Raw genomic sequence first — 19135 nt, forward strand, 5'->3', positions numbered from 1 at the left:
GAACGCGAGGCCAGCTTGACCGTTCGCGTCGGGATGACTGCGCGCCGCCCCTCCCGCCTCGCCCCGCTTCGCAACCTGTTCGCCCGGGCGCCTGCCCGGTCGCCAGCGCAGGCCGAGCGCGGCCGGGTGTGGAAGTTCCTGGGGGCCGCCGCCGGGGGGCTGGCCGCCGGGGCCGGCGCCGCCCACCTGCTCTACAGCCAGGGGCACAAGGTCGGGGTGGAGCTGCGCGCCCCCCGCCCCGAGCCCCTGCCGCCCAAGGTGCCCACGCCCGAGGACTATGAGGCCCAGGAGCCCGGTCGCGGCCGCATGGCCAAACGGCCCGAGCACATTCCGCACAAGGGCTGGGTCGACATCGCCTGGCGCACTGGCGGGTCCTACTTCGGCGACCGGGTCGGCTTTGTCGCCGGCGGCGTGACCTTCTTCACCCTGCTGTCGCTGTTCCCGCTCCTGGGGACGTTCGTCACCCTCTACGGCCTTTTCGCCGATCCGGCCGACGCCTGGGGCCGGCTGCAGTTCCTCTACGCGCTCCTGCCGAGCAGCATCGCCGAGTTCCTGGGCGGGGAGATGCAGCGGCTGGCGGCCAACTCCAACAGCCAGCTCACCTTCACCCTGATCTGGACCCTGGCGCTGTCGCTGTGGACCGCCAACGGGGCGGTGAAGGTGCTGTTCTACGGCCTGAACGTCGCCTATCACGAGGTCGAGAAGCGCAACATCGTGCGCTACAATCTGATCTGCATGGTCTTCACCGTCGGGGCCATCGTCGCCGTGATGCTGACCTCGGTGCTGGTCGTCGGCGTGCCGGTGGTGGTGCGGCTGTTCGGGCTGGAGGAGGAGTGGGGCCTGATCGCGCCGCTGCGCTGGCCGCTGCTGCTCGTCGGCTATGTCGCCGCCCTGACCGTCATCTACCGCTATGGTCCCTGCCGCCAGCGGGCGCGCTGGCGGTGGGTCACGCCGGGCGCGATCTTCGCGGCGGTGCTCAGCCTGACCGTCTCCTTCCTGTTCAGCTGGTATCTGTCCAACTTCGTGCGGACCGACAGCTACGGCCCGCTGGCGGCCATGATGGGCTTCCTGCTGTGGACCTGGCTGTCGGTGCAGGTGATCCTGATGGGCGCCGAGCTGAACGCCGAGATCGAGCACCAGACCGCCGTGGACACCACGACCGGCCTGCCCCTGCCGATGGGCGAGCGGGGCGCCAAGGTCGCCGACAGCGTCGGCGCCCGGCGCGGCAACCCCGCCGCTCTCGCCTTCACCCAGCGTCAGGCCGAGCGGGTGGCGGACCGCTTGCGCGGCCGCCAGAACCGCAAGGCCGCCGAGCGCGTCGCTACAGAATGAAGCGGCTCAGATCGACGTCCTTGGTCAGGGCGTCCATCTTCTCGCGCACCGCATCGCCGTCGAAGGTCACGGTCTGGCCCGACAGTTCCGAAGCCTTGAAGCTGGTCTCCTCCAGCACCCGCTCCATCACGGTCTGAAGCCGGCGCGCGCCGATGTTCTCGACCGCGCTGTTGGCCGCCACCGCCGCATCGGCCATCGCCTCGACCGCATCGTCGGTGAAGGTCAGCGTCACGTCCTCGGTCGCCAGCAGCGCCTGGTTCTGACGGATCAGATTGGCTTCCGGCTCGGTCAGGATGCGCTTGAAGTCGTCGCGCGTCAGAGCCTTCAGTTCGACCCGGATCGGCAGGCGTCCCTGAAGCTCGGGCAGCAGATCGCTGGGCTTGGCGACGTGGAAGGCGCCCGAGGCGATGAACAGCACATGGTCGGTCTTCACCGGCCCGTACTTCGTCGAGACCGTGGTGCCCTCGATCAGGGGCAGCAGGTCGCGCTGCACCCCTTCACGCGACACGTCCGCGCCGGATGCGCCCTGGCGAGCAGCCACCTTGTCGATCTCGTCCAGGAAGACGATGCCCTCGTTCTCGGCCAGTTTCAGGGCCTCCTGCGTCAGGCTGTCCTGATCCAGCAGCTTGTCGCCCTCTTCAGCGATCAGGGGCGTCGTCGCATCGCGCACCGCCAGCTTGACGGTCTTGGTGCGCCCGCCGCCCATCTTGCCCAGCATCTCCGACAGGTTCAGCAGGCCGACGTTGCCGCCGCCCGGAATGTCCAGGCCCTGGATCGGCGAGGCGGTGTCCGCCAGCGCGATCTCGATCTCCTTGTCGTCGAGCTCTCCGGCGCGCAGCTTCTTCCTGAAACTGTCGCGCGTCGCCGGCCCCGCGCCGGGTCCGACCAAGGCGTCCAGGATCCGGTCCTCGGCGGCGGCCTCGGCCTTGGCCCGCACGTCTCCGCGCCGGCGCTCGCGCACCATGATCAGCGCGCTTTCGACCAGGTCGCGCACGATCTGATCCACGTCGCGGCCGACATAGCCGACCTCGGTGAACTTGGTCGCCTCGACCTTCAGGAAGGGCGAGCCCGCCAGCCGCGCCAGCCGACGCGCGATCTCTGTCTTGCCGACGCCGGTCGGGCCGATCATCAGGATGTTCTTGGGCGTCACCTCGTCGCGCAGGTCCGCCGGCACGCGCTTCCTGCGCCAACGATTCCTCAGGGCGACGGCGACGGCGCGCTTGGCGTCGTTCTGGCCGACGATATAGCGATCCAGTTCGGAGACGATCTCGCGGGGGGTCAGTTCGGTCATGCGACGCAGATAGGAGAGGCCGAACCGTTGCGGGAGAGGGCAGGGCGTCGCGGCGCGTCCGATTTCTTCATGACCGACGCTTCGCCGACGTCAGGACGCATCCAGATAGGCCGAGGCGTCGACGAAGGCCTGAACCGCAGCCTGATCGGCGTAGTCCAGCTCCAGCATCGCCTTGATCGCTGCGGCCTTGTCCGGCGCGCGGTCGTAGTAGCCGCTGGCGATGGCGTAGCCGACGTAATAGCCCAGGTCGGCCGTCCCGAAGCGGTTGTTCGCCCCGTTGTACAGCCAGCCGCTGAAGTCCTCGCCGTTCATGTCGGCGCGGAAGGCCGTCTTGATCGCTGCGTCATTGGCCGGGCCGTAGGTCACATACGGCAGTTTCGGCAGCCGCCCGGTCGCTTTTTCGGCCACGAAATCGGCGACGCCCTCATAGACGACCTGGGCCAGCAGGGTCTGGCGTTCGCCCTGTTGCTGGGTGTGAACCACCTCGTGGGTCGCCAGCAAATCCAGGTTCTCCAGCGGATCGCTCGCGAAATAGGCGGTGAAGAACCGTTTCAGATTGGGCGGCATCTGCGACAGGTCCACGCTGGCGTCGCCGGTGGCCATCTCCACGCCGATCAGCACCTTGTCGCCCTGGGTCGTTCCCGCCGAACGCAGGGCGCCGACTTCGAAATATACGCCGGCGGGTCGCAGATCGGGATACAGTTCGCGCAGTCGCGCCAGATGAACCTCCAGCCTGTCCAGCGCCTGACCAGCCAAGGCGGTTCGCGGCCGCACCGTGTCCCAATAGGCGGGATAGTCTCGGATCGCATCCAGATAGGTGTCGACCGTATAGGCCTTGGCCTCCATGAAGGCCGCCAGACCCGGCGTGCCCTGGTCGATGTACATCCGCTGGAACAGGTCGCGTTGACGGGCGGGATCGGCTTCGGTGCGCACGGCGTCATAGGCGCTCCAGAACCGCGCGATGTCGCTGTCCACCACCCGCACCTGAGGGACGGGGTCCGGCGACTGGGCCACAGCTGGCGCCGACAGCAGGCAGACGATCGTTGCGGCGGCGGCGGACAGAATGTGGCGCATAGACAGGTCTCCGGCTGACGGGGCGGCATGGGGGCGCAAGCGTGGCCTTGGCTCAAATGAAATAGTCGTAATCATCGGGCGGACTGGAGGCGTCATGCCGCCATGCCCTCGCGCCGTTCCTGCGCTATGGCTTCCGGAATGGAAACGCCCAAACTCGCCCTGACGCCGTTGGAAACCGACCGACTGATCCTGCGCCGTTTCGCGGCGGGCGACGCCGCCGACCTGTTCGCCTATCTTCACCAACCTCGCGCCGCCTGTTTCGCCGCGATGGCGCTTCAGGACATGGCGGCGGCCGAGGCGGAAGTGCTCAAGCGCGCAGCCGAGGGTGAGTATATCGCCGTCCAGTCCAAGACCGACGGCCGTGTCATCGGCGATGTCTTCGCGATGTTCGAGGCGCCGGACACCTGGTCCATCGGCTGGAACTTCAACAGCGCCTATGCGGGCGCCGGCTATGCGTCCGAAGCGGCCCGCGCCCTGGTCGACCATCTGTTCGCGGACAAGGCGGCTCGTCGCCTGTACGCCTATGTCGAGGAAGACAATTTGGCGTCACAGAGGCTTTGCGAACGGCTGGGCATGCGGCGCGAAGGGCTGTTTCGCGAGTTCATCTCGTTCGTGAACGACGCCGCGGGCCAGCCGATCTACGTCAACACGTGTCAGTACGCCCTTCTGCGACACGAATGGCGAGCCTGACGGTCAGCAAAAAGGCGTCCCCTGATCTGAGGACGCCTTAAGGCTTCAAGCGCTTGTCGCCAGTATCAGGCGGCGTTGGCGGCCTTGTTCTTGGCCAGCCTGTCCTGGTGGGCCTGCATGCCCTTGGCGATCAGGTCGGCCGCCTCGCCGGCGTCGCCCCAGCCCTCGACCTTGACCGACTTGCCCTTCTCCAGGTCCTTGTAGCGGGTGAAGAAGTGCTCGATCTGCTCGATCAGGATGGCCGGCAGCTGACGATAGCTGGCGATCTCGGTGTAGTAGGGGTTCAGCTTGTCGACCGGCACGGCCAGGATCTTTTCGTCACCGCCGGCCTCGTCCGTCATCTTCAGCACGCCGATGGGCCGCGAGCGGATGACGCAGCCCGGAACGACCGGCGTCGGGTTCAGCACGATCACGTCGCAGGGGTCGCCGTCGTCCGACAGGGTGTGCGGCACGAAGCCGTAGTTGCCCGGATAGTACATGGCCGTGTGCAGGAAACGGTCGACGAACAGGGCGCCCGAGGCCTTGTCCATCTCGTATTTCACCGGCAGGCCGCCCTGCGGAATTTCGATGATGACGTTGATGTCCCAGGGAGCGTTCGGGCCGACGGGAATGGCGTCGAGGTTCATGGCGGGTCTTTGCTGCGACTGCGAAACTTTGAAAGGCGAAGGGTGATAGGCTCCCCGGCTCGTCACGGCAAGGGCGACATGCGGCGAACACGGGCCCGGCGGACTTGCGTCTCGGCGCATCATCGCGGACATCTGGATCATGACCTGGACCGATTGGGCCGCGCTTGCGCTCTTCTTCATCTGCTGGCTGGGATACAGCCCGATCCTGTCGCTGATCAGCCGCAGGGGCGGTTCACTGAACGAGGACATGGTGCACGTCCGCGCGGTTTGGATGCAATCGATGGCTCACCGCGAAATCCGGCTGGTGGACAGTCAGTTGATGGGCCATTCGATCAACTCGGCGTCCTTCTTCGCCTCGACCAACCTGCTGTTGATCGCGGCGGTGGCGGGCATTCTGTTCGGCGGCGAAAGCGCGCTTCAGGGGTTCGCGGCCGTCGGGGCGGAAAATGTGCCGATGAAGATTCTGGAGGCCAAGCTGGCGCTGGTGCTGATCTGCCTCGCGCGCGGCTTTCTGGATTTCATCTGGGCGCTGCGCCAGATGAACTACACCCTGGCGCTGATCGGCGCGGCGCCGGAGATCCACACCAATACCGACCGCAAGGCCTTCAGCGAGGCGGCGGGACAGCTTCTGAACCCGGCGCTCAGTTCTTTCAGTCAGGGTGTCCGCGGCTATTATTTCGCTCTGGCGGCGGCGGCCTGGCTGTTCGGACCGCTATGGCTGGCGCTGGGTGTCGCCTCGTCGTTCGGCCTTTTGATCTACCGCCAGGAGGCGTCGCCTGCCGCTCGCGCCATACGCAACGCACGGCGGTTGCTGGAACACTGATCAACGCTATTACGCAGTTGCGAAACGAACGCCGCGTCCAAGGTCGGTCTAAATGCCGTCATCATTGGCTTGGCGGGGCCATATTTCCGTAACAAGGCGTGACCGCAGCGGCTTGCATTGGCCTTGACCCATTGTGCATCGCAACCTAAGTTGACCTCTGACGCCTCCGGGCGTCTTGCCCTTCCTGGGCGTTTCCTCCCTATAGACTTTTAATGCCGCACCCTCGGGTGCGGCTTTTTTTTTGATCTGATCAGCGATCAGTCAGGCCGACCACGCGTCCGCGCACAGGGCTGCGATCACGCGCGACAAGGCCTTTTGCGTCTTGGCGTACGTCGCGTTGGGGGCCAGCGTCGTCTCGTCCAGATACAGTTTGCGGCTCAGTTCGATCTGGATGGCCTCATAGCCCTCGTCCGGGCGGCCCCAGCGTTGGGTGGACCAACCGCCGGCGTAGGGATGGTTCTGCGCCACGCGCCAGCCCAAGCCCTCGAACAACTCACGCAGCCGTCGGCTGAGCCGAGCGCTGCACGACGAGCCGTAACGATCGCCCAGCACGACCTCGGCGCCCACGGCGCGCGCCGGCATCGAATGCCAGTCGATCAATACGGCTCGTCCGTGCGTCGCGCGCGTCGTCTGCATCCGTTCGCCCAAGGCTTGGTGATAGGGGGCGTGGACCTTGGCGATGCGGTGCGTGGCCTCCGCCAGCGTCAGCCGGCGCGCGTAAAGCGGCGTCCCGTCGCCGGCCAATCGCGGGATCACGCCATAACCGGCGGCCGTCTTGGCTCCGACCGGCCCGTCCAGATCCGCGATCAGGGCCGGGTCAAGCTCAGAGGGATCACGGTTTAGATCGACATAGGCCCGACCGATCCGGCCTTCGATCAGCGCGGCGCCTCTGCGCGGTCCCTCTGCGATCAAGCGCCCGACCAGGGCGTCCTCGGCGCTTTTCAGGCTGACGCGCGACAGGCCTGGCGCCGCGCCCATGTCGTCGGGATAGAGGTCGCCGGAGTGAGGCGAGGCGAACACCAGCGCCGTCGCAGGCGCGTCCGCCGCCGGGGCGGTGATCGAAAAGCTGTCGCCGCCGTCGGTCATGCCCCCGCTTAGCGCGTTTCGCTGTGGAAGGAAGTCGGCTGACCGGCGAATTTCATCGGCGGTTTACCGTTCGGGCTCTAGGTTTGCGGTCTGTTTCAAGGGTGTTTCTCGAATGGCGCGTATTCTCCTGGCCGAAGACGACGGTTCGTTGCGCGGATTTCTGACGCGCGCGCTGGAGCGGGCAGGGCACCAGGTCATCGACTGCGAGAACGGCGACGACGCGATCGACGCGTTAGAACACGGCCCCTACGACCTGCTGCTGACCGACATCGTCATGCCGGGCGCCGACGGGATCGAGGTCGCCCGCGTCGCCGCCGCCCGCCAGCCCGGCCTGCGCATCATGTTCATCACCGGGTTCGCCGCCGTGGCCCTGACGGCCGCGCAGGCCACGCCGGACGCCAAGGTGTTGTCCAAGCCCGTCCACCTGCGCGATCTGGTCAATGAGGTCGAGCGGATGGTCGCCGCCTGAACCTTTCCTGCGACTGGGCCGAGCGGCGTTTGGCGAGAAATCGCATTCTTGCCGCTAAATCGGCTTGATGCCGACCGGCCTCGCCGCTATACGACCGCTCTTCCCGCTCCGAAGACGTTTTTCGGAGCCCTACGGCGGATGCGTAGCTCAGCGGGAGAGCACCTCGTTGACATCGAGGGGGTCACAGGTTCAATCCCTGTCGCGTCCACCATTTCCCTTTCTTTTCAGCTCAGTCGCCATCAGCCCTGGCTGGCGTTCTCGCGCTAGAGCAGGCGTCCCTGATCCGACGTCCGGACGGCCGTGTCCGTCGTCAGGCCGCGGCGACGAAGCTCTGTCGCGGCGGTGAAGGCGATGTCGATGTCGCGTCCCGACGCCAGGATCTGAAGCCGGTCGGCATCCACCGCGCTCCACGCCTTGCCGCGCTCTGGGCCGGCGGGCACGCGGGGCAGAAGTCCCGGTTCGCGGCTCCAAGCCAGCAGCTGCTCGACGGTCGTTTGGTTCAGCATGTCACGCAGATGGTGGGCGGTGACATAGGCGTCGGGCAGGGCGCGATGCGCCGGCAGGCCTAGCTCATGCACCAACCCCTCGGGCCGGCGCAGATAGCGCAGCATCTGGTTGGAGAAGCGCGGCAGGTCGGGCCACAGCCGCAGGGCGCATTTCCAGGTGCAGATCCACTTTGCGCCGCCTGACAGGGCAGGGGTGCAATACCGCTGCTCGAAGCTGGCGCGGTGAGCCGCCAGGGCGATCACGCCCGCCTCAGGACGAAGGATGGGCGGGGCGACGGCTTTCCAATAGCCGGCGTCCTGAACCCACTCGTCCAGAATGTGATGGACCGCCATGGTGTCGGGCGAAATCGGCCGGCCGGGGTTTACGAAACGGGCGCCGCGCATCGCATCCAGACGCCATAAGCCGACCTCGTCACGCACCACGTCCTGCCAGCCGATCTCGCACACGTCATGAGGGCCGGACCCGGCGGTCTCCAGGTCGATGACGCGGATGCGCTGGGGGGATGGCGTGAAGTCGGTCAGGGCGTCCTCGGCTTGGGCGTTCACACGGGACAACGCCTGGGGCGCCGGATTCGGTCCGGCGCCTGGAAAGACCGCCGACGGTTCGTCGTCAGCTCGGCAGACGGAGCGATCCGTGCGGCATGACGGTCATCACGGCCCACAGACCGACCAGCACCACGGGCGAGGCGATCAGCGCCCGCCGAAAGCGATGCGCTAGATACAGGGCCTCGCCGATCATGATCGACACCAGCATTCGCGTTTCCCCGGAAACGATAAGCGACACCTGTATGACGTCGCCCATAAAGGCGTGCCTCAATGGGACGAAAATCCATCTAGTCGCCGCTGCTGCGCAGGCGGCGTCTTGGCTGGACGTGGGTCGTGGAATGCGCGATCTCGCGATCATGGGATTCCTTGCGCGCCTGTTCCGTCTGCATTTGTCGCTGTGGCTTGGGCTGCTGGTGCTGGCAGCCGTATCGGCGCTGGCACCGGCCACTTTCGGCTGGCCGATGCGACTGGCGGCCGGCTGGGACGCAGGCGTCGCCACCTTTCTCGTCGCGACCTTTGCGCGGATCTTTCGCGCGCGGTCTCAGGAGGCGATGCGACGCCGCGCGGCGGAACTGGATCAGGCCGGCGTTCTGGTCCTGCCGCTCAGCATGGCGGCGGCCGTGGCCAGCGTCGTGGTCCTGGTCCTCGCAATGGTGGCCAGAGACGGCAAGCCGACGGTCGGGCAGGCGGTATTCTCAGTATGCACCGTAGGCCTGTCGTGGCTGTATGTGCACATCATCTTCGCCCTGCATTACGCCCACGGCTTCTACGCGCCGCGCGACGACGGCAAGGGCGATCAGGGCGGGCTGATCTTTCCGGGCGAGGAGGACGCCGACTACTGGGATTTTCTACACTTCGCCCTGATCATCGGCGTGGCGAACCAGACGGCCGATGTGCAGATCTCCAGCCGCAAGCTGCGCGGTCTGGCGACGTTTCACAGCCTGATCGCCTGGTTCTTTAACGCCGTTATCCTGGCGCTGACGGTCAATTTGGCCGCCACGCTGCTTTAGGCACGCGCAGCCGTTAGGTCAGAGATCGACCGGGCGGCCGGATTCCTCTTCTTCAAGCGTGACGGCGACATCGGCGTTGGCCGACAGGCGCACCTTGTCGCCCTCGACGCCGGCGACGAAACCGTTCTCGATATAGTGGTGGTGATCGGCGTGGGCGCCGGTGTTCTCGCGCCGCGTCAGCTTGATCCGGTCGCTCTCGACCCGGTCCACGACGCCGACGTGAACACCGTCGGCTCCGATGACTTCCATGCCTTCCTTGATCTCGCTCATAACCGTTCTTTCCTCGCTGAACATCGTGTCGATAGCGGAGCGCCGCCGACCGGCATTTCGTTCCCGAGGCGCTGGGACGGCGAGCATGCTTGTTCGCGACCCCGCCGACTGGCAAGGCTTTGGGAGAGTGTTCAGCACAAGCCGGCTGAGGAGCGCGAGCGACAGGGATGCCGTTGACTTGATCGAACAGTATGGATGGTCCGAGGTCTGGGCGACGGCGTTTGCGCCGCATGCCCATGCCGGTCACACGCCGGGCCGCGTGATCCTCCAGCATCGCAATGGCTATCTGGTCGTCACGGATGCGGGCGAGCTTCAGGCCAAGGCGTCCGGCCGACTGCGGCACGAAGCCCAGGAGACTGGGCCCCCTGCAGTGGGCGACTGGGTGGCGCTGTCGCCGAACCCTCAGGACGGCGCCGCCACCATCCATGCCGTCCTGCCTCGCCATACGGCCTTCGTGCGGCGGGCGGCGGACAGCGCGCGTCGAACCCAGATCCTGGCGGCCAATATCGACCTGGCCTTCGTCGCCACCTCGATGAATGCGGATCTGAATCCGCGCCGGATACAGCGTTTCCTGGCTGCCGCGATGGACAGCGGAGCGCGGCCTGTTCTTGTTCTGACGAAGTCGGATCTCAGCGCCGACCCCCAAGCCGAGGCCGCTCAGGTGGCGGCGCTGGAGGCGCAGACCCTGGTCCTGACCGTCTCGGCGCGCGAAGGCGTCGGCATGGAGGCGCTGCGTCTTCAGGTGAAGCCGGGCGAGACCTGCGTCCTGATCGGCTCGTCGGGTGTCGGCAAGTCCACCTTGGTCAACGCCTTCCTGAACGAGGATCGGATGGCGACCCAGGCGATCCGCGCATCCGACGACCAGGGACGGCATACCACCAGCCATCGCCAGCTGATCCCGCTGCCCGGCGGCGGTCTCATCATCGACACGCCCGGCATCCGCGAAGTGGGCCTGATCGACGCCGAAGAGGGTGTGGAAGCGGTCTTCGACGATATCGAACACCTGATGCAGGAGTGCCGCTTCACCAACTGCGGCCATGTGAGCGAGCCGGGATGCGCTGTCCAGGCGGCCCTGGCGGACGGCACGCTGGAGGGACCGCGCTGGGCGCATTTCCAGAAGCTGAAGTCGGAACTGGCGGCCGCAGGGGACAAGGCGGAACGGATCGCCAAGGCTGCGGAACGCCGGCGGCTGGGCGGCCTGCAGAAGGTCTATCGCGCGACGAAGCGCAACGATCGGGGCGGGGCCGATCGATAGCGTCGATGGCGCAACCGAATTTCGACGTGTTGCGGGGCCAAACGGGCTAGGTGAAGTCCTTAGACTTAAGAAAGATCACCATGTCCGCATTCACCATCGTCACCACCAGCGCCGTTCAGGGCAGCGAGGCCGCAGAGGTCAACACGCTGACCGACGACTTTTCCGACGCCAGCGAGGCGGTGGGCTATGCACGGCGCATGGCCGACGAGATGATCGACATGGCCGATCAGCTGTTGCTGGATTTCGATTACAGCAACGTCGGCGTCTATGAGGGCGACCTGCTGGACGAAGACGTCACCCCGGATCACCCCGCCCTGATCGGCGTCTGGGTGCTGGATGAAGAAGGCTCGGCCTTCGTGCCGGCCGAAGAGTTCCGCCAGGGATCGACCGAAGTCGAGAACTGATCGGCGGCTATCGCGGCGGGAGGCTCGTGTCGAGCCGCCTGCCGCATTCGTCATCGGACGAGAGACGGGCGCCTAGTCGCGCGCCCAGTGGCGACTTCTGCGGATAGGAAATGTGGGTGAGGATGGACGTCCCTCCGAACACCTTGCGGTGCTCGGAGGTGACGATGGTGGAGCTTAGCGGAGTCGAACCGCTGACCTCTTGCATGCCATGTCGACTTTTGGGTGTTTCAGACGGTTTCATCCGGTTCCAAGTTATTGATAACTTGATATATTGCCATTTTCGGGGACAATAGAAACCGGGGTAACACGAGGGGAATTCTGACCTCTTGTTACCCCTGTGTTACCCCGAAAAAGTGCATTCCATGCCGCGTCTCACACGGAAACTGATTGAAACCCTGGAGCCCCGCGACGGGGAATACAGCGTGCGCGACACCGAAGTCATCGGCCTGGGCGTGCGCGTGCGGCCGTCTGGAGTGAAGAGCTTCATTCTCACCTATCGGCGTGGGGGACAGCTGCGCAAGCTGACCTTGGGGCGTGCTGACGAGGGCTATTCGATTGAGGAAGCCCGGGATCACGCACGCGCGGCTCTCCGCGACGTCCGCGAAGGCGTGGATCCTCAAGCCGTCAAGATTGCGGATCGGCATGCGCTGACGGTCAACGCCATGATCGATCACTATATGGCGGACGGTCCGGCCATGAAGCCGAACAAGAAGCCATCCAGCTGGGACACCAACAGGACTCTGTTTGATTGCCACATTCGGCCGCTCCTTGGGCGCCGGCTGGCGCAGGACTTGACGCGGTTGGATATCGCAAAGTTCCAGCTTGAAGTTTCGCAGGGAAAGACGGCGCGCAACATCAAGACGGGCTATCGCAAGCGCTCGCGCGTGACCGGCGGGAAGAGGGTCGCCGCACTTGCGGTCGTCACGCTCGGCGCGGCCTATGAGTTTGCGATTCTGACCGATCTGCTGAAGGTCAATCCCACCAAGGGCGTCGAACGGTTCCAGACGATCCGGAGAGAACGTTACCTGTCGGACCGTGAAATCGCGGCGATCAGCGAGGCCTTGGCGCAGTTTGAACGGGAAGATCCCCGGCATGCCGTCATGGCCGACACCGTGCGTCTGCTGATCCTCACCGGGTGTCGAAAGTCCGAAATCCTGTCGTTGCGCTGGGACTATGTGGATTGGGACGTGGGATGCCTCCGCCTTCCGGAATCCAAGACCGGTGCGAAGACGGTTCCGTTGGCCGATGCCGCCATCGACCTCCTGCGCCGGCGCTGGGATGAAGGGCGGTCGCCGGAGCCGTCCCGAGGACACAACTCGGGCTACACCTCGTCAGAGGTCGACCGTTCGCCGTACGTGCTTCCCGCCCTGAAAGGTCAGGGGCATTTTGTCGGCCTGCCTCACCTATGGACGAAGGTGAAGGTCAGCGCTGACGAGATTCTTCGTCAGAAGGCGGCCGAAGCCAGTAAGGATCCCCGCGACGTCAGAAGCCTATTGAACGTGAGGCTGCACGACCTGCGCCACAGCTTTGCTAGTTTCGCCATCGCCGGGGGGGCGTCCCTGTTCATGGTCGGCAAGGTGCTAGGACATAAGCAGGCGCGGACCACGGAGATCTACGCTCACCTTAGTGATGATCCCCTCAAGCAGCTCGCGAACCGGACCGCGGCGCGGCTGTCAGAGGCGATGAGGTTCTGAAGGTCGTTTTGTGAGTCAACTGAGACATTCGAGACGTCCGCTCTCCGCCACTCTCAGTCGCCCGTTGCCTCAGCCCGCGAGGTGGCTGATGACTGTGGATGTTGGGTGGTGAGGAGTCCCAAAAAAATGGCGTCGATACAATCGGCCAAGCGTCACTGCCGCTCGACTCGATCCGGCCCGGCGGCAAGCATGAGGACGGTCAAAATGGCCATAGCCATGATCGCGCCGGCGAGCGCCATCATACCAAACCGTTCGTAGGCAAGCGCCCCGGAAACGGCGCCAGCGACCAGACCCAGCCACAGCATCAGGAACGGCGCCCAGCCCATTCGATCCCCGCCAAGAAGGGCTGCGGTTAGTCGCTTTCCGAATTTAACAAGCGTGCCGGTCATGTAGGTCAGTCCGATCCTGACCTCGCCGTCCTCCGCGAAGACGGTGTTTTCCGCGCCCATAGCCAGGACCATCGGAATGGCCGCCAGGCGCCCGGCTCCGAGGCGATCCAGCAATAGCGCCGCAGCGAGCAGGCCTGTCACCAGGGTGAGAACGGCGACTTGTCTGTAGGATTTGCTCATCCGCCCCACCAAAGCGCCGAGCATCACCCCCGCGACAAAGGTCACGAGCAAAAGGGCCGCAAACCCGGCCGCAGACGATCCTTCGGCGATCCCGATGCCGAGGCGGGTCGAGTTGCCGCTCATGAACGAGACGAAGAAGCCGCCGGTCATGAGAAAACCGATCGCGTCGACGTATCCGGCCACGCAGGAGAAGCCGGTGGCGAGAGTTCGGGTCCGGCGATTGTATTGCAGCATAGTGATTTCCGGGCTCGCCGCTTTCGCACATTTCGATGTGATGGCCGAAATTGTCTACTTGACCACAGGAAGCGGCAAGAGTGATATTTAAGACATCATTTCTAAGGTATAAAATCCTTGGATTGAGCTAGGATGTAAAGGGTTTCCGCAATGATCCTGCTTCAGGAGGTGCACGATGGCCATGAGCCGATCCGCGTCACCGAGTCTGTCAAGGACGGAGCGCGCCGCTATTACGTCGGTCCCGCGTTGTATACCGAGGTCGATGCAAAGGGCGACAACCGGCTCGGCTATATCACGGCCATGGCGCGGGAAATGACCGGGGCCTCGAGCCTGCTGCTTCTTGGAACGGCGGGCGGCGCCCTGGCCACGCTTTTCAGTCGCGCGGGCGGCTCTGTCACCGCCATCGACAATCGATCAACGGCCTTCGAGATGGCTCGGAAGTGGTTCCACCTGCCTGACGAGGTGGAATGCATCTGTGCGGATGCCTTGCAGTTCGTGCGCGAAGCGGATCGGCTCTGGGATGCCGTCGCCATCGACGTGTTTCAGGGGACGGAAATCCCCGAAGCTATGTATGCTGCTGACGTCGGGGCTGCACTGGCCAGGATCGTTTCGCCCGGAGGTATTGTGGTCTGGAACGTTGCGGACAGCCAAACCGCTTGGCCGGTCTATGTCATCAGACGCATTATGCGAATTGCAGGCTTCGCTCCTGAGGTCGTCCCCGTGCTCGCCCACGACTTCGGCAACACACTTGTCGTCTGCCGTCGCGTTATGCCGTCGCCGAGCCCGGATACCCGGCCTCGCATCGCTGCCTGACTTCAGTCGCGTTCGAGAAGTCTCACGCCCCGCCCGTGCCCCTCGCTTCGTCCGCCGGGCGTGATCAACTCGACCCCCGCTGTATTCAGAGCATTGACCACCTTTTCGAGACTGTCGACGACCGCCCGGACGACGCCGTCGCTGGCTTCCATGCGCTGAATCGTGGGCAGGGAGAGGCCCGCGAGACGGGCCAAACCCTTCTGGTCAAGGCCGAGCAGCGCGCGCGCCGCCTTCATCTGGGAACCGGTGATCATGCGCCATCTACGATGATGTATGAGGCATCAGCAACTCCCTAGGGAACCGGCTGAACCGTCACACCGCCGTCCGCCATCCGATCGCGCCATCGTCCGTGCTCCTCTGCGGAGCCTGCACTCTCTCTGCCGGGGCCAATACTCGCCCAGCCGGGAGATTGTTTGAGAAGCGCCTTCACGGTCGCAAGAGGGGACGGTCCTTCGAACTCGAGGATCATCTGGTCGTGCCACGCCTGGATAATCAGGGTCGTGGGCGTCAAACGGGTCACCCGAACCTCCCGCGATATCGGAATCGCCGACATACCCGCCGTGGGGTCGAGGAAGATGATCCGCCAGTTGGTGATCACCGCCAGACCGGGCTGGAGCTCCTCTCCGATCTTGCGGGACACGGCCCAACCCTCAAACACCTGCTCGTCGGTCAGAAGCGTCAGCGCCCGCTTCATCTCGATCAAACGGCCGGTGATCTCCACAAGACGGACTCCCTGAACGGACCCCAGCAGGGGCGGTACGACATCAAGCCAGGCACGATTCAGGTGCTTGGCATCATATCGCCAAACGCCTTGGACCGACAAGATGTTGGGCATCTACACAACTACCGAAAACATTACAACTGAGGTTTGACGCATCATTTGGCAGGGTCTAGATATCTCCTTTAAGCCGTGAGGCGGAGAGTTGATGTGCCGACGCCCAACCCGTTCATTTCCGGACTTCGCTGCAAATGTCCCCGTTGCGGCATCGGTTCGGTCTTCTCCGGTTTTCTGACCATCCGGCCGACCTGCGCCCACTGCGGTTTCGATCTTGCGAAGTCCGACCCCGGGGATGGTCCCGTTGTGTTCATTCTGCTGATCGTGGGCTCGATCGGCTGCTTTGGCCTGTTGTTCACGGAGATGACCTTCCATCCCCCGGCCTGGATGGAACTCGCGTTCTGGCTCCCGATGATGGCTGTGCTGAGCCTGGCGGCGCTGCGACCGTTCAAGGCGACCATGATCGCGCTCCAGTTCACCAATGCAGCCTCACAGGCCAGCAACGACGACGGTCGCAATGACTAGGAGTCGAACAGTCGGAACCGCCTCTGGCTTGCCTGCTGATGGAACTGAGGAAGGGCAATGATTTCGGGACAGCAGGTTCGCGCAGCCCGGGCCCTGCTCGGCATCGACCAAAAGCAACTGGCCAATCTGGCCGGTCTCTCGCTGCCGACCGTCCAAAGGATGGAGGCGTCCCGGGGTCGGTACGGGTGGTTGTCGACAGTCTCGAGAAAATCCTGCAGGCGTTCGCGCTCGCGGGCGTCGAAATGATCCCGGATGGATCGCCCAGCTACGGGCGCGGTTGCGGCGTCCGATTGATCGGCCGCATGCAGAAGCCGCGGCCCGAGCGCGATACTGAGGTGCCGCGATCTGCCACTACGCAAAGGGTCGCCACGATCCCGACCGCAGGCCCCGCCGAGACTGTGCAGGAGCGGGAAGGATGACGGGGGACGCGCCCACACGGCGACCGTTCGCAACCGGACTGAAACGGGGCGCGCGGGGTCAATGCCCGAACTGTGGACAAGGAAAGCTGTTCCGGGCCTATCTCAAGATCAGGCCGATCTGCGAGATCTGCGGCCACGACAACGGCCAGTATCCCGCCGATGACGCCCCGCCATATTTCACGATCCTGCTCGTCGGGCACCTCGTCGTCGGGCCCTTGCTGGCCTTCCACGTCATCTTCACCTGGCCACCCTTTCTTGTGCTGGCTGTCCTTCTGCCAAGCCTCACGGCCCTGATGCTCGTCATGCTGCCGGTCGTGAAGGGCGCTGTGGTCGGCGTGCTTTGGAGTGTGGCCGGTTCCTCGAAAGACCGCCAATGACGCCTCAAGACCGCCGTGCGCGCGCCGACCAGGAGGCCCTGGATTTCCACCGATATCCCGCCCCAGGCAAGGTCGAGGTCAATGCGACCAAGCCCATGGCGACGCAACGCGACCTGAGTCTGGCCTATTCACCGGGCGTGGCCGCGCCCGTGCGCGCGATCGCCGATGATCCTTCGACCGCCTACGACTACACTTCCAAGGGCAATCTGGTGGGCGTCATCTCCAACGGGACGGCGATCCTTGGTCTCGGCAATCTTGGCGCCCTGGCGTCTAAACCTGTCATGGAAGGCAAGGCGATCCTGTTCAAACGGTTCGCCGATCTCGACGCGTTCGATATCGAGGTCGATACCGAGGATGCCGACGCCTTAATCGCTGTCGTCCGGCACATCGGCGCGACGTTCGGTGGCGTGAATCTGGAGGATATCTCCAGTCCGGACTGTTTCCGGATTGAAGCCGAGCTTCAGGACCTGCTCGATGTCCCGGTCTTTCACGATGATCAGCACGGCACAGCGATCATCTGTTCGGCCGGACTCCTGAACGCGTGTGAAGTCACGGGACGCAGGATCGAGGATGTGAAACTGGTGCTGTGCGGCGCGGGCGCCGCCGGCCTCGGGTCGATCACCCTGATGAAGGCGCTGGGTGTCAGGGCCGAGAACACGACGCTCGTGGACGTTGACGGGGTGGTCTATTGCGGTCGGACCACCGGGATGGATCAGTGGAAGGCGGTTCACGCCACCAATACGCCGCACAGGACGTTGGCGGAGGCGCTGGTTGACGCCGATGTCTTCATCGGCGTGTCAGCGAAGGGCGTCCTAACCAAGGACATGGTCGCATCCATGGCGGCCAATCCAATCATTTTCGCCATGGCGAATCCGGACCCGGAGATCACGCCCGAAGAAGTCCTCGAAGTGCGCCAAGATGCGATCATGGCGACGGGACGGTCGGACTATCCGAACCAGGTCAACAACATCCTGGGATTTCCCTACATCTTCCGCGGCGCCCTCGACGTCCAGGCCCGGTCGATCAATCACGAGATGAAGGTCGCTGCGGCGCGCGCCCTCGCCATGCTGGCGCGCGAGGATGTGCCGGATGAGGTCGCTCTGGCGTATCAGGGCCGCCAGCTCAGGTTCGGTCGGGACTACATCATTCCATCACCGTTCGACCCCCGGCTGATTTGGTATGTGCCTCCTTTCATCGCCGAAGCCGCCATGGCGACCGGCGTCGCACGGAGGCCGATCGCCGATATGGACGCCTACCGCGCGTCTCTCAGGCGTCGGCTGGATCCATCTGCAGGCTTTCTCCAGGCGATCACTGCCAGCGTCCAGGCGGCTCCCATGCGCCGTGTGGTCTTCATTGAAGGCGAAGAGCCGTCTGTCATCCGGGCGGCCTATGCGTTCGCGGCCGAAGGGCTCGGCATCCCCATCCTCCTGGGTCGCGAGGACGTCATCCGGAGGAATACTTTAGACCTAGGCCTCGAGGGGGCCGCACAGACGTTGGAGACGGTCAACGCGCGCCTGTCCGGGCGAAACGGCGCTTACGCAGAGTTTCTGTATCAACGCCTGCAGCGGCGCGGCTATCTGCGTCGTGACGTCGAGCGTCTCATAAATACTGATCGTCAAAGTTTCGCTGCCGTCATGGTCGCGCTGGGGGACGCCGACGCGCTGGTGACTGGCGTGACCCGCAATTTCGATCAATGCCTCAATGACGTCAGCCGCGCGATCACGCCCGCGCCTGGCGGTCGCCTTATGGGGCTGTCGGTCATGCTTGTCCGGGGGCGCACAGTCTTTGTCGCCGATACCTCGATCTGTGAACTTCCGACCGCCGAAGACCTGGTGGCGATCGCCCGGGAAGCCGCTTCGGCGGTCCGGCGGCTCGGCCACGAGCCGCGGGTGGCCTTTCTTTCGTCGTCGAGCTTCGGCCACCCCCACGGCGAGCAGCCCTTGCGTGTCCGGCGCGCCGTGGAGTTGATGGACGAGCAATCCGTCGACTTCCAATATGAGGGCGAGATGCCGCCGGACGTCGCCCTCGACGCCAGTCTGTGGGCCAACTATCCGTTTCAGCGGCTGACCGAGCCCGCCAACCTGTTGATCATGCCTGCGATACATTCGGCGACGATCTCGACCAAGCTGGTTCAGGCGCTGGGCGGCGCGACCGTGGTGGGCCCCATTCTGTTCGGACTGAGCAAACCCGTTCAGATCTGCCGGCTCGGCGATTCCGTCACCGCCATCCTGACGATGGCGACGCTGGCGGCCTTTCAAGCGCGTCACCCCTGATGATTTCTTGCGTCAGCCGCAGGGTGGTTCGGAAGGTGAACAGGACTAGAGCTTCTGAGATGTGCGCTCAATCC

Annotated in this window: 23 protein-coding genes and 1 tRNA gene; 14 read left to right on the forward strand and 10 right to left on the reverse strand. The window is 64.7% G+C overall.

Features of this window, described 5'->3' with window-relative positions:
* Window positions 1–15 precede the first annotated feature (15 nt).
* The gene (locus tag JX001_RS04850; protein WP_241004760.1) at window positions 16–1332 is read left to right on the forward strand and encodes a YihY/virulence factor BrkB family protein; all 1317 of its coding nucleotides are present in this window, start codon (window positions 16–18) and stop codon (window positions 1330–1332) included.
* Here the strand turns inward: JX001_RS04850 and hslU are convergent.
* Both hslU and JX001_RS04860 read right to left on the reverse strand, forming a co-directional pair.
* Window positions 1322–2623, reverse strand: coding sequence for an ATP-dependent protease ATPase subunit HslU (gene hslU, locus JX001_RS04855; RefSeq protein WP_205682521.1), 1302 nt, complete (start codon window positions 2621–2623; stop codon window positions 1322–1324). The genes JX001_RS04850 and hslU overlap by 11 nt on opposite strands.
* Window positions 2624–2713: 90 nt before the next feature.
* On the reverse strand, window positions 2714–3697 hold the full coding sequence (locus JX001_RS04860; RefSeq protein ID WP_205682522.1) for a DUF2268 domain-containing putative Zn-dependent protease: 984 nt from the start codon (window positions 3695–3697) through the stop codon (window positions 2714–2716).
* Window positions 3698–3835: 138 nt separating this feature from the next.
* Here JX001_RS04860 and JX001_RS04865 point away from each other — a divergent pair, with 138 nt between their 5' ends.
* Window positions 3836–4387 (forward strand): GNAT family N-acetyltransferase, encoded by a 552-nt coding sequence (locus JX001_RS04865; RefSeq protein ID WP_205682523.1) that lies wholly within the window; start codon window positions 3836–3838, stop codon window positions 4385–4387.
* A 65-nt stretch (window positions 4388–4452) separates the two neighbouring features.
* Here the strand turns inward: JX001_RS04865 and ppa are convergent, their stop codons facing one another.
* On the reverse strand, window positions 4453–5013 hold the full coding sequence (gene ppa, locus JX001_RS04870) for an inorganic diphosphatase (protein ID WP_205682524.1): 561 nt from the start codon (window positions 5011–5013) through the stop codon (window positions 4453–4455).
* 139 nt (window positions 5014–5152) lie between these two features.
* Here ppa and JX001_RS04875 point away from each other — a divergent pair, with 139 nt between their 5' ends.
* Window positions 5153–5836 (forward strand): DUF599 domain-containing protein, encoded by a 684-nt coding sequence (locus JX001_RS04875; RefSeq protein WP_205682525.1) that lies wholly within the window; start codon window positions 5153–5155, stop codon window positions 5834–5836.
* A 261-nt stretch (window positions 5837–6097) separates the two neighbouring features.
* Here JX001_RS04875 and JX001_RS04880 read toward each other — a convergent pair whose 3' ends face one another.
* Window positions 6098–6922, reverse strand: coding sequence for an N-formylglutamate amidohydrolase (locus tag JX001_RS04880; protein ID WP_205682526.1), 825 nt, complete (start codon window positions 6920–6922; stop codon window positions 6098–6100).
* Between the two features lie 112 nt (window positions 6923–7034).
* Here JX001_RS04880 and cpdR point away from each other — a divergent pair, with 112 nt between their 5' ends.
* Both cpdR and JX001_RS04890 read left to right on the forward strand, forming a co-directional pair.
* The gene (gene cpdR / locus JX001_RS04885; RefSeq protein ID WP_017506825.1) at window positions 7035–7391 is read left to right on the forward strand and encodes a cell cycle two-component system response regulator CpdR; all 357 of its coding nucleotides are present in this window, start codon (window positions 7035–7037) and stop codon (window positions 7389–7391) included.
* Between the two features lie 136 nt (window positions 7392–7527).
* Window positions 7528–7602, forward strand: a tRNA-Val gene (locus JX001_RS04890).
* Between the two features lie 52 nt (window positions 7603–7654).
* Here the strand turns inward: JX001_RS04890 and JX001_RS04895 are convergent.
* Both JX001_RS04895 and JX001_RS04900 read right to left on the reverse strand, forming a co-directional pair.
* Window positions 7655–8443 (reverse strand): DNA polymerase III subunit epsilon, encoded by a 789-nt coding sequence (locus JX001_RS04895; RefSeq protein ID WP_241004761.1) that lies wholly within the window; start codon window positions 8441–8443, stop codon window positions 7655–7657.
* A 64-nt stretch (window positions 8444–8507) separates the two neighbouring features.
* On the reverse strand, window positions 8508–8651 hold the full coding sequence (locus JX001_RS04900) for a hypothetical protein (protein WP_205682527.1): 144 nt from the start codon (window positions 8649–8651) through the stop codon (window positions 8508–8510).
* Here JX001_RS04900 and JX001_RS04905 point away from each other — a divergent pair.
* The gene (locus tag JX001_RS04905; protein ID WP_241004762.1) at window positions 8635–9453 is read left to right on the forward strand and encodes a DUF1345 domain-containing protein; all 819 of its coding nucleotides are present in this window, start codon (window positions 8635–8637) and stop codon (window positions 9451–9453) included. The two genes, JX001_RS04900 and JX001_RS04905, sit on opposite strands and share 17 nt — an antisense overlap.
* 18 nt (window positions 9454–9471) lie before the next feature.
* On the opposite strand, the gene JX001_RS04910 is transcribed toward JX001_RS04905, so the two are convergent.
* Window positions 9472–9723, reverse strand: coding sequence for a DUF2171 domain-containing protein (locus JX001_RS04910; protein ID WP_055805252.1), 252 nt, complete (start codon window positions 9721–9723; stop codon window positions 9472–9474).
* A gap of 178 nt (window positions 9724–9901) precedes the next feature.
* Here JX001_RS04910 and rsgA point away from each other — a divergent pair, with 178 nt between their 5' ends.
* From rsgA to JX001_RS04925, 3 genes are all read left to right on the forward strand, one after another.
* Window positions 9902–10978, forward strand: a complete 1077-nt coding sequence (gene rsgA, locus JX001_RS04915) for a ribosome small subunit-dependent GTPase A (RefSeq protein ID WP_205682529.1) — start codon at window positions 9902–9904, stop codon at window positions 10976–10978.
* Window positions 10979–11058: 80 nt separating this feature from the next.
* Window positions 11059–11382, forward strand: coding sequence for a hypothetical protein (locus tag JX001_RS04920; protein ID WP_055803275.1), 324 nt, complete (start codon window positions 11059–11061; stop codon window positions 11380–11382).
* A 362-nt stretch (window positions 11383–11744) separates the two neighbouring features.
* On the forward strand, window positions 11745–13076 hold the full coding sequence (locus tag JX001_RS04925; RefSeq protein ID WP_205682530.1) for a site-specific integrase: 1332 nt from the start codon (window positions 11745–11747) through the stop codon (window positions 13074–13076).
* A 152-nt stretch (window positions 13077–13228) separates the two neighbouring features.
* On the opposite strand, the gene JX001_RS04930 is transcribed toward JX001_RS04925, so the two are convergent.
* Window positions 13229–13879, reverse strand: a complete 651-nt coding sequence (locus JX001_RS04930; protein ID WP_205682531.1) for a YoaK family protein — start codon at window positions 13877–13879, stop codon at window positions 13229–13231.
* 150 nt (window positions 13880–14029) lie between these two features.
* On the opposite strand from JX001_RS04930, the gene JX001_RS04935 reads away from it, so the two are divergent.
* Entirely contained in the window at window positions 14030–14692 is a 663-nt protein-coding gene (locus JX001_RS04935) for a spermidine synthase (RefSeq protein WP_205682532.1), read from the forward strand.
* A gap of 2 nt (window positions 14693–14694) precedes the next feature.
* Here JX001_RS04935 and JX001_RS04940 read toward each other — a convergent pair whose 3' ends face one another.
* Window positions 14695–14946 (reverse strand): helix-turn-helix domain-containing protein, encoded by a 252-nt coding sequence (locus JX001_RS04940; protein ID WP_241004763.1) that lies wholly within the window; start codon window positions 14944–14946, stop codon window positions 14695–14697.
* A gap of 38 nt (window positions 14947–14984) precedes the next feature.
* Window positions 14985–15527: a hypothetical protein gene (locus JX001_RS04945; protein WP_205682533.1), complete on the reverse strand. Its 543-nt coding sequence runs from the start codon at window positions 15525–15527 to the stop codon at window positions 14985–14987.
* Between the two features lie 93 nt (window positions 15528–15620).
* Here JX001_RS04945 and JX001_RS04950 point away from each other — a divergent pair, with 93 nt between their 5' ends.
* From JX001_RS04950 to JX001_RS04965, 4 genes are all read left to right on the forward strand, one after another.
* A complete protein-coding gene (locus JX001_RS04950; RefSeq protein ID WP_205682534.1) occupies window positions 15621–15992 on the forward strand; it encodes a DUF983 domain-containing protein in 372 nt (123 codons plus the stop codon).
* A 57-nt stretch (window positions 15993–16049) separates the two neighbouring features.
* Complete coding sequence (locus JX001_RS16450; protein WP_205682535.1) at window positions 16050–16238, forward strand: helix-turn-helix domain-containing protein; 189 nt, start codon at window positions 16050–16052, stop codon at window positions 16236–16238.
* A 169-nt stretch (window positions 16239–16407) separates the two neighbouring features.
* Window positions 16408–16788 (forward strand): DUF983 domain-containing protein, encoded by a 381-nt coding sequence (locus JX001_RS04960; RefSeq protein WP_205682536.1) that lies wholly within the window; start codon window positions 16408–16410, stop codon window positions 16786–16788.
* Window positions 16785–19061, forward strand: a complete 2277-nt coding sequence (locus JX001_RS04965; protein WP_205682537.1) for an NADP-dependent malic enzyme — start codon at window positions 16785–16787, stop codon at window positions 19059–19061. The genes JX001_RS04960 and JX001_RS04965 overlap by 4 nt, the downstream gene beginning before the upstream one ends.
* Window positions 19062–19135 lie beyond the last annotated feature (74 nt).

Origin of the sequence: Brevundimonas fontaquae, assembly GCF_017086445.1 — a bacterium.
Lineage (GTDB): Bacteria > Pseudomonadota > Alphaproteobacteria > Caulobacterales > Caulobacteraceae > Brevundimonas > Brevundimonas fontaquae.

What these genes read in the sequence shown, in the direction of transcription:
- JX001_RS04865 (WP_205682523.1), top strand. Translation starts at nt 3,836, where the DNA reads ATGGAAACGCCCAAACTCGCCCTGACGCCGTTGGAAACCGACCGACTG.
- JX001_RS04900 (WP_205682527.1), bottom strand. Translation starts at nt 8,651, where the DNA reads ATGCTGGTGTCGATCATGATCGGCGAGGCCCTGTATCTAGCGCATCGC.
- JX001_RS04930 (WP_205682531.1), bottom strand. Translation starts at nt 13,879, where the DNA reads ATGCTGCAATACAATCGCCGGACCCGAACTCTCGCCACCGGCTTCTCC.
- hslU (WP_205682521.1), bottom strand. Translation starts at nt 2,623, where the DNA reads ATGACCGAACTGACCCCCCGCGAGATCGTCTCCGAACTGGATCGCTAT.
- JX001_RS04920 (WP_055803275.1), top strand. Translation starts at nt 11,059, where the DNA reads ATGTCCGCATTCACCATCGTCACCACCAGCGCCGTTCAGGGCAGCGAG.
- JX001_RS04925 (WP_205682530.1), top strand. Translation starts at nt 11,745, where the DNA reads ATGCCGCGTCTCACACGGAAACTGATTGAAACCCTGGAGCCCCGCGAC.
- JX001_RS16450 (WP_205682535.1), top strand. Translation starts at nt 16,050, where the DNA reads ATGATTTCGGGACAGCAGGTTCGCGCAGCCCGGGCCCTGCTCGGCATC.
- JX001_RS04945 (WP_205682533.1), bottom strand. Translation starts at nt 15,527, where the DNA reads ATGCCCAACATCTTGTCGGTCCAAGGCGTTTGGCGATATGATGCCAAG.
- JX001_RS04960 (WP_205682536.1), top strand. Translation starts at nt 16,408, where the DNA reads ATGACGGGGGACGCGCCCACACGGCGACCGTTCGCAACCGGACTGAAA.
- JX001_RS04905 (WP_241004762.1), top strand. Translation starts at nt 8,635, where the DNA reads ATGATCGACACCAGCATTCGCGTTTCCCCGGAAACGATAAGCGACACC.
- JX001_RS04935 (WP_205682532.1), top strand. Translation starts at nt 14,030, where the DNA reads ATGATCCTGCTTCAGGAGGTGCACGATGGCCATGAGCCGATCCGCGTC.
- JX001_RS04860 (WP_205682522.1), bottom strand. Translation starts at nt 3,697, where the DNA reads ATGCGCCACATTCTGTCCGCCGCCGCCGCAACGATCGTCTGCCTGCTG.
- JX001_RS04880 (WP_205682526.1), bottom strand. Translation starts at nt 6,922, where the DNA reads ATGACCGACGGCGGCGACAGCTTTTCGATCACCGCCCCGGCGGCGGAC.
- JX001_RS04875 (WP_205682525.1), top strand. Translation starts at nt 5,153, where the DNA reads ATGACCTGGACCGATTGGGCCGCGCTTGCGCTCTTCTTCATCTGCTGG.
- cpdR (WP_017506825.1), top strand. Translation starts at nt 7,035, where the DNA reads ATGGCGCGTATTCTCCTGGCCGAAGACGACGGTTCGTTGCGCGGATTT.
- JX001_RS04940 (WP_241004763.1), bottom strand. Translation starts at nt 14,946, where the DNA reads ATGATCACCGGTTCCCAGATGAAGGCGGCGCGCGCGCTGCTCGGCCTT.
- JX001_RS04910 (WP_055805252.1), bottom strand. Translation starts at nt 9,723, where the DNA reads ATGAGCGAGATCAAGGAAGGCATGGAAGTCATCGGAGCCGACGGTGTT.
- JX001_RS04965 (WP_205682537.1), top strand. Translation starts at nt 16,785, where the DNA reads ATGACGCCTCAAGACCGCCGTGCGCGCGCCGACCAGGAGGCCCTGGAT.
- ppa (WP_205682524.1), bottom strand. Translation starts at nt 5,013, where the DNA reads ATGAACCTCGACGCCATTCCCGTCGGCCCGAACGCTCCCTGGGACATC.